Here is a 7,625-nt window from a genome sequence, read left to right on the forward strand (position 1 = left end):
GGCTCCCGCAGACCCCCGCCCGCACCTCCGTCATCGGGCCCGACGCGACCCGCCAGGAGGAGTACCCGGCCGCGGGCGGCGCGGGGGGCGGCGGGGGGGTGCGGGGGGCCGGCCGCGGGGGCCGCCCCCCCCGCGCGGCGGGGGGCCCCCCCCCGGCGGTGATCCCGCGAGCGGCGCGGGCTACTTCTTGCGGCGACGGCCGCCCGTGGCCTTCGCGGCCTTACGGCGCTCCGCACGCGTCATCCCGGCGTCCTCACCGGAATCCGAGTCGAAGTCGCCCTCGACGACGCCGCCCTCACCGTCCACGGTGGGCGCGGAGAAGTGCAGCCGGTCCGGCCGCTGCGGGGCGTCCAGACCCTTCGCCCGGATCTCGGGCTTGGCCAGCGACGGACCGGAGTCCGAGACCAGGACCTCCTCGACCTGCTGCTCGACCTGGACCTCCAGGTTGAACAGGTAGCCGACGGACTCCTCCTTGATGCCCTCCTGCATGGCGTTGAACATGTCGAAGCCCTCGCGCTGGTACTCGACCAGCGGGTCCTTCTGGGCCATCGCCCGCAGGCCGATGCCCTCCTGCAGGTAGTCCATCTCGTACAGGTGCTCGCGCCACTTGCGGTCCAGCACCGACAGCACCACGCGCCGCTCCAGCTCGCGCATGATGTCGGAGCCGAGGGCCGCCTCGCGGGCCTCGTACTGCTCGTGGATGTCGTCCTTGACGGACTCCGCGATGAACTCGGCGGTGATGCCGGCGCGGTCGCCCGCGGCGTCCTCCAGCTCCTCCACCGTGACCTTGATCGGATAGAGCTGCCGGAAGGCGTTCCACAGCCGGTCCAGGTCCCACTCCTCCGCGAACCCCTCGACCGTCTCGGCCGTGATGTACGCGTCGATCGTGTCGTCCATCATGTGACGGATCTGCTCCTGGAGGTCCTCGCCCTCCAGGACCCGGCGGCGCTCCTTGTAGATGACCGTGCGCTGGTTGTTGAGGACCTCGTCGTACTTCAGGACGTTCTTGCGCGTCTCGAAGTTCTGGGTCTCGACCTGCGACTGGGCCGACGCGATGGCCCGCGTGACCATCTTGTTCTCGATCGGCACGTCGTCCGGCACGTTCGCCATCGACATGACGCGCTCGACCATCTGCGCCTTGAACAGGCGCATCAGGTCGTCACCGAGCGACAGGTAGAAACGGGACTCGCCCGGGTCGCCCTGTCGGCCGGAGCGGCCGCGCAGCTGGTTGTCGATGCGGCGCGACTCGTGGCGCTCGGTGCCCAGCACGTACAGCCCGCCGAGCTCCTTGACCTCCTCGAACTCCGCCTTCACGGCCGCCTCGGCCCGCGTGAGCGCCTCGGGAAGGGCGTGCGCCCACTCCTCGATGTGCTCCTCCGGGTCCAGACCGCGCTGGCGCAGCTCGGCCTCCGCGAGGTCGTCCGGGTTGCCGCCGAGCTTGATGTCGGTACCACGGCCGGCCATGTTCGTGGCGACCGTGACGGCGCCGCGACGGCCCGCCTGGGCGACGATCGTCGCCTCACGGTCGTGCTGCTTCGCGTTCAGCACCTCGTGCGGGATGCCCCGCTTGGAGAGCTGCTGCGAGAGGTACTCGGACTTCTCGACCGACGTCGTACCGACGAGGATCGGCTGGCCCTTCTCGTGCTTCTCCGCGATGTCGTCGACCACGGCGGCGAACTTCGCGACCTCGGTGCGGTAGATCAGGTCCGCCTGGTCCTTGCGGACCATGTCGCGGTTGGTCGGGATCGGGACGACACCGAGCTTGTAGATCTGGTGGAACTCCGCGGCCTCGGTCATGGCCGTACCGGTCATGCCCGACAGCTTCGAGTACAGGCGGAAGAAGTTCTGGAGGGTGATCGTGGCGAGGGTCTGGTTCTCGTCCTTGATGTCCACCCCTTCCTTCGCCTCGATCGCCTGGTGCATGCCCTCGTTGTAGCGGCGGCCGGCGAGGATACGGCCGGTGTGCTCGTCGACGATCATGACCTCGCCGTCGATGACGACGTAGTCCTTGTCGTTCTTGAACAGTTCCTTCGCCTTGATGGCGTTGTTCAGGTAGCCGACGAGCGGGGTGTTCACCGACTCGTAGAGGTTCTCGATGCCGAGCCAGTCCTCGACCTTCGCGACACCGGACTCGTGGATGCCGACGGTGCGCTTCTTCTCGTCGACCTCGTAGTCGCCGGTCTCCTCGATGCCCTTGAGGGGCTGACCGGGCTCGCCCTTGGTCAGGCGCGTGACCAGCTTCGCGAAGTCCGCGTACCACTTGGTGGCCTGGTCGGCCGGACCCGAGATGATCAGCGGGGTACGGGCCTCGTCGACGAGGATCGAGTCGACCTCGTCGACCACGGCGAAGTTGTGGCCGCGCTGGACGAGCTCGTCCTGCGACCACGCCATGTTGTCGCGGAGGTAGTCGAAGCCGAACTCGTTGTTCGTGCCGTACGTGATGTCGGCGGCGTACTGCTCGCGGCGCTGCGCCGGAGACATGTTCGCCAGGATGCACCCGACCTCCAGACCGAGGAACTTGTGCACCCGGCCCATCATCTCGGAGTCGCGCTCGGCGAGGTAGTCGTTCACCGTGATCAGGTGGACGCCCTTGCCGGAGAGCGCGTTCAGGTACGCGGGCAGCGTGCCGACGAGGGTCTTGCCCTCACCGGTCTTCATCTCGGCCACGTAGCCGAGGTGCAGCGCCGCGCCACCCATCATCTGTACGTCGTAATGACGCTGGCCGAGGACGCGCTTGGCGGCCTCGCGGACCGTCGCGAAGGCCTCGGGCAGCAGGTCGTCCAGGCTCTCGCCGTCCTGGAAGCGCTGCTTGTACTCGTCCGTGAGCGCACGCAAGTCGGCGTCGGAGAGGTTGACGAAGTCCTCTTCGATGGAGTTGACCTGGTCCGCGATGCGGTGCAGTTTTTTGAGGATCTTGCCTTCGCCTGCACGCATGAGCTTGTTGAAGACGGACACCGAGGTTTGTCTCCTTGCCGGTCGGGCCTGGCACTGTTTCGTGCACGGGCACGGAGGGTGGGCCCCACCGCAACGGCCATCGTAAGCGAGGACGCGGTCGCGTCGGGAGGTCCGCACTGCCGCGGGGCTGGACTGCCCGGAAATGAGAACGTGCGAGGGGCACCGAAGGTGCCGGTATGGGTGGACCCTCTTCCAAGAATCCGCTGCGCCGCCGCCGTCCTCCCAGAGCAGAATCCCCCCATGGAACCGACCACGCTGGCCACTCGGCGCCTCGTCCTGCGCCCCCACCTCCCCCCGGACGCCGCCGAGGTGTACGCGGCGTGCCAGGACCCGGCGATCCAGCACTGGATGCCCGTACCCGTCCCGTACGGTCACGCGGACGCCGAGTCCTACGTGGCCAAGGTCCCGGCGGCATGGCGGGAGGACTCCGAGTACGCCTTCGCGGTCCTCCTCGGCGCCGACGGCCCGCTGGTCGCCACCATCGGAGTCATGCAGCGCGGCCCGAGCGCGCACGAGGTCGGCTTCTGGACCGCCCCGGGACACCGGCGCCGCGGCTACCTGGCCGAGGCCCTGCCCGCCGTGGCCCGCTGGGCCTTCACCGAGGCCGGCTGCGTACGGTTGATCTGGCGGGCCAGCGTAGGCAACGACGCCTCCCGCGCGGCCGCGGAGAAGGCCGGCTTCGTCATCGAGGGCGTCCAGCGCGCGGGCATCGAGATCCGCGAGACCCTGCGGGACTGCTGGATCGGCGCCCTGCTCCCCTCGGACCTGGGCCTTCCCTCACGCCTCCCGTACCTGCCCTCGCCTGTCAGTGCCACCCCCTAGGGTTCCGCCATGACGACCGCGCCCTCGCCCACCCTGTCCCTGTCCGCCGACGAGGCCCGCCGCATCGCCCTGCGCGCGCAGGGATTCCTGGGTGCTCCGGACCGGCGCGGCGGTGTCCGCGGCGTCCTGCGCCACCTGGGCGCCGTCCAGCTCGACACGATCTCCGTGCTGGCCCGCTCGCACGAGCTCGTCCCGTACGCGCGCCTGGGAGCCGTCGGGCGCTCCACCGTCGAAGCCTCGTACTGGTCGCAGAACCACGCCTTCGAGTACTGGTCGCACGCGGCCTGCATCCTGCCGATCGAGGAATGGCCGCACTTCGCCTTCCGCCGCCGGGCCAACAAGGTCCGCGGCCACCGCTGGCACGTCCTGGAGGACAAGCACCGCTCGACGAAGACGGTCCTGGACCGCCTCGCGTCCGAAGGACCGCTCACCTCCACCGAACTGGGCGGCGCCAAGAACGGCGGGGAATGGTTCGAATGGTCCGAGACGAAGATCGCGGTGGAGTGGCTCCTCGACATCGGCGAGGTCGTCTGCACCGAGCGGCGCGGCTGGAAGAGGGTCTACGACCTCCCCGAACGGGCCGTCCCCGAGGCGCTGCTCCACGACGATCTGGACGACCGCGAGTGCAAGCGCCGCCTGGTGGCCCTCGCCGGGCAGTCCCTGGGCGTGGGCACCCGCTCCGACATCGCGGACTACCACCGCCTCAAGGGCCCCGACTTCGACGCCGTGGTCGAGGACTCGGGCCTGGTCCCGGTGGAGGTGGAGGGCTGGGACAAACCGGCCTGGGCGGACCCCTCGGCCCTGGCCACCCTCCCCCGGGGCCGCCACCGCACGACGCTCCTCTCCCCCTTCGACTCCCTGGTCTGGGAGCGCCCGCGCACGGAGCGGATCTTCGGCTTCACCCACCGCCTGGAGGCGTACGTGCCCAAGCCCCGGCGGATCCACGGCTACTTCGCGATGCCGCTGCTGGCCGGAGGCCGCCTCCAGGGCCGCGTGGACCCGGCCCGCGAGGGCACCACCCTCGTAGCCCGCCAACTCTCCCTGACCACCCCGAAGGCAGCCCGCCCCATGGCCGAAGCCCTCCGCGAGGCCGCCTCCTGGGTCGGCTGCGACACGATCCGCATCGACAGGGCGAGTTCCCCGGCGGAAGCCCAGGCGGTCACCGCGGAACTGTCCGCCCTCTGACGGCCGGTGCCCGGCTCTGGTGTCCTTCCGGCCGTCCGGCGTCCGAGGACTGGGTGCGGGGGTCGGGAGTCGGGGGTCCGGGGTCCGTAGGGGGTCCGGGGCGGAGCCCCGGACGGCTCCGGTCAGCGCACGGGGACCGGAGCAAGGGCGTGCAGGGGGCTCCGCCCCGCAGGGCCACCGCGCACACGAGGCCCCCGAGCCGCCCGCCCTATCGGATCTCGAGGATCTTCTCCCGCATCGCGTACACCACCGCCTCCATCCTGGAGTGCAACTGCAGCTTCTCCAGAATGTTCCGCACGTGGTTCTTCACGGTGTTCTCGGAGATGAACAACTCCTTCGCGATGTCGCGGTTGTTCATCCCGGTGGCCACCAGTTTCAAGACCTCGAGCTCCCGGTCCGTCAGCCGCGGCGCCGGCACCAGCCGCCGCTCGTCCGTCCGCTGGATCATCGACTTGAACTCCGTCAGCAGCTTCGACGCCATCGACGGACTGATCTGCGACTGGCCGTCCGCCACCGCGCGGATCGCCGTCGCGACCTCGTCCGTCGAGATCTCCTTCAGCAGGTACCCCGTCGCCCCCGCCTTGATCGCGTCGTAGAGGTCCGCCTCCTCGTCGCTGATCGTCAGCATGATGATCTTCGCGGAGGGTGCCACCTCCTTGATCGAGGTACAGGCCTCGATCCCGCCGCGCCGCGGCATCCGCACATCCATCAGCACGATGTCCGGCAGCAGATCCGCCGCCTTGTCCACGGCCTCCGCCCCGTCACCCGCCTCGCCGACGACCTGGATGTCCTCTTCCTGCGCGAGGACGATCTCCAGCCCGCGCCGGAACAGCGCATGGTCGTCGACCACGAGCACCCGGATCGGCTCCGCCACCCGGTCCTCCTCACGGCAGCCCGCACCGTTGTCATCACGCACCGGCCCGAAGCTGTCCGCCATCGTTCCTCCCCCTGCACCACGTGTGCTGAGCTGCTGGGTCAATCCGACGAGAGCGGCCGCCGGCTGACTGCCCGACATGATTCCATGCCCGCGCAGCCGAACGGGGGCCGACGATTACCGGCCGACCCATACAGGCCACCGCTTATCGGCCATCACCTCATGGGAGTGCCCCCGCGCCCGCCTGGGCGAACGCGGGGGCACCACACCGGCACCGCACGGACATCCGGATCCAGCCCGGAATCAGTCCGGAATCAGCCGCTCAGCCTCCGAGCGCGCCACCCGCGCCCGCGCCGTCGAGCTCGTCCGAGCCGGAGGCGTCCGGGTTCAGGTGGATCACGCCGTAGTCGTAGCCGTGGCGCCGGTAGACGACGCTCGGCATCTTGGTGTCGGAATCGACGAACAGATAGAAGTCGTGACCGACCAGTTCCATCTCGTACAGGGCCTGGTCCAGCGACATGGGTGCGGCCGAGTGGGTCTTCTCGCGCACGATGAGCGGGCCTTCGCCCTGCACTTCGAGCGATCCGATCCGAGTGGTCGGAATCGCGTCCGCGTCCGCCTTCTCTCCGTTGACCGGCTCGCCGTTGCCATTCAGGGTCGCGGCGTTCGGGACCACGTCGGCGACCTCCGCCGCCGAGAGCCGTCCACTGCCACGACGGGTGTGGCGCTTGTCGTGCTGCTTGCGCAGCCGGGCCTCCAGCTTGTCCTGAGCGAGGTCGAGCGCCGCATACGGGTCGGCGGCGGCGGCCTCGGCACGAATCACCGGGCCCCGCGAACGCAGGGTGATCTCCACGCGGTCGGAACGGTCGGCCTGGCGCGGGTTGTGCTCCTTGGACACCTCGACGTCCAAGCTGATCACCTTGGCGTCGAGCTTCTGGATCCGCTCCGGATTCAGCTTCTCGGCCACGTGCTTGCGGAACCGGTCGGGCACCTCGGTCTTACGGCCCTTGACGACGATGTCCACGCAGAACTCCGTTCCCGGATAGCTCCGCCTCAGGGGCGAAGCGTCTCCCTTTCGCACCAGACCCCGGTGAACACCGGAGCCTCGGACTTGGCGACTTCCACCTCCTCCTCCCCCATCGGCAAGATCTACACCCCACCGACTTCGGAGTCGAGGGACAACCTCTGACACGAAGTTTCCGAAACGTCACAACGCTCGAAACCTGCGCTCCGATGCGTGGGGCCCAAGGTTCGCCAATTCCTTACAACCGAACATATCCCTCTATGCCGGTTGTCGGCACCCGCTACCGGAACGTACCTCCGTTCAGGTGGCCGCTCCCTCTTACTACCTGCAACGATGCGCCTTCCCTTCCAGTTCCAAATCTATTCACCAGTTTCTTGCTCTGTACGAGTTGCGGCCGTGTCGCGACGCACGAAGGAGTCCGCGGGCGCGGCCACCACGGCGGCCACCAGAGCCGCCGCGTCCGCCCGGCCCGGCACCCCGATCCCGGCCGCGCGCAGCGCCCGCGCCGCCTCCACCAGCGTGGATCCGGTGGTGACCAGGTCGTCCACGAGCACGATCCGAGCCGCCCCCGCCATCACCCGCCCGGCGCCGGGCCGCGCTTCCAGGGCGCCCGCGAGGTTCTCGCGGCGCTGCGCCGCCCCCAGGCCCGCCTGGTCGGCCACCGCCCGCCGCAGCCGCAGTACGGGCGTCACGCGCGCGGGAACCCCCTCCCGCCGCATCCGCGCCGAGGCGGCCAGCGCGATCCTGCGCGCCGGGTCGTGCCCG

At 69.6% G+C, this 7,625-nt stretch carries 5 protein-coding genes and 1 pseudogene; 2 read left to right on the forward strand and 4 right to left on the reverse strand.

The annotated features are described in order from the left end of the window. Window positions 1-180 precede the first annotated feature (180 nt). Window positions 181-2,955, reverse strand: a complete 2,775-nt coding sequence (gene secA, locus ABZY57_RS31155) for a preprotein translocase subunit SecA (RefSeq protein WP_356517652.1) — start codon at window positions 2,953-2,955, stop codon at window positions 181-183. A gap of 240 nt (window positions 2,956-3,195) precedes the next feature. On the opposite strand from secA, the gene ABZY57_RS31160 reads away from it, so the two are divergent. Both ABZY57_RS31160 and ABZY57_RS31165 read left to right on the forward strand, forming a co-directional pair. Further along, window positions 3,196-3,777 (forward strand): GNAT family N-acetyltransferase, encoded by a 582-nt coding sequence (locus ABZY57_RS31160; RefSeq protein ID WP_356517654.1) that lies wholly within the window; start codon window positions 3,196-3,198, stop codon window positions 3,775-3,777. Window positions 3,778-3,786: 9 nt separating this feature from the next. Continuing rightward, window positions 3,787-4,962: a crosslink repair DNA glycosylase YcaQ family protein gene (locus ABZY57_RS31165; RefSeq protein WP_356517656.1), complete on the forward strand. Its 1,176-nt coding sequence runs from the start codon at window positions 3,787-3,789 to the stop codon at window positions 4,960-4,962. Window positions 4,963-5,170: 208 nt separating this feature from the next. Here ABZY57_RS31165 and ABZY57_RS31170 read toward each other — a convergent pair whose 3' ends face one another. From ABZY57_RS31170 to ABZY57_RS31180, 3 genes and pseudogenes are all read right to left on the reverse strand, one after another. Continuing rightward, window positions 5,171-5,899 (reverse strand): response regulator transcription factor, encoded by a 729-nt coding sequence (locus tag ABZY57_RS31170; protein ID WP_250751046.1) that lies wholly within the window; start codon window positions 5,897-5,899, stop codon window positions 5,171-5,173. Window positions 5,900-6,158: 259 nt separating this feature from the next. Further along, entirely contained in the window at window positions 6,159-6,917 is a 759-nt protein-coding gene (gene raiA / locus ABZY57_RS31175; RefSeq protein ID WP_356517659.1) for a ribosome-associated translation inhibitor RaiA, read from the reverse strand. A 302-nt stretch (window positions 6,918-7,219) separates the two neighbouring features. Beyond that, a pseudogene (locus ABZY57_RS31180) lies at window positions 7,220-7,625 on the reverse strand (hypothetical protein); the annotation flags it as partial.

It is taken from the genome of Streptomyces sp. NPDC006450 (genome assembly GCF_040612195.1).
GTDB lineage: Bacteria > Actinomycetota > Actinomycetes > Streptomycetales > Streptomycetaceae > Streptomyces.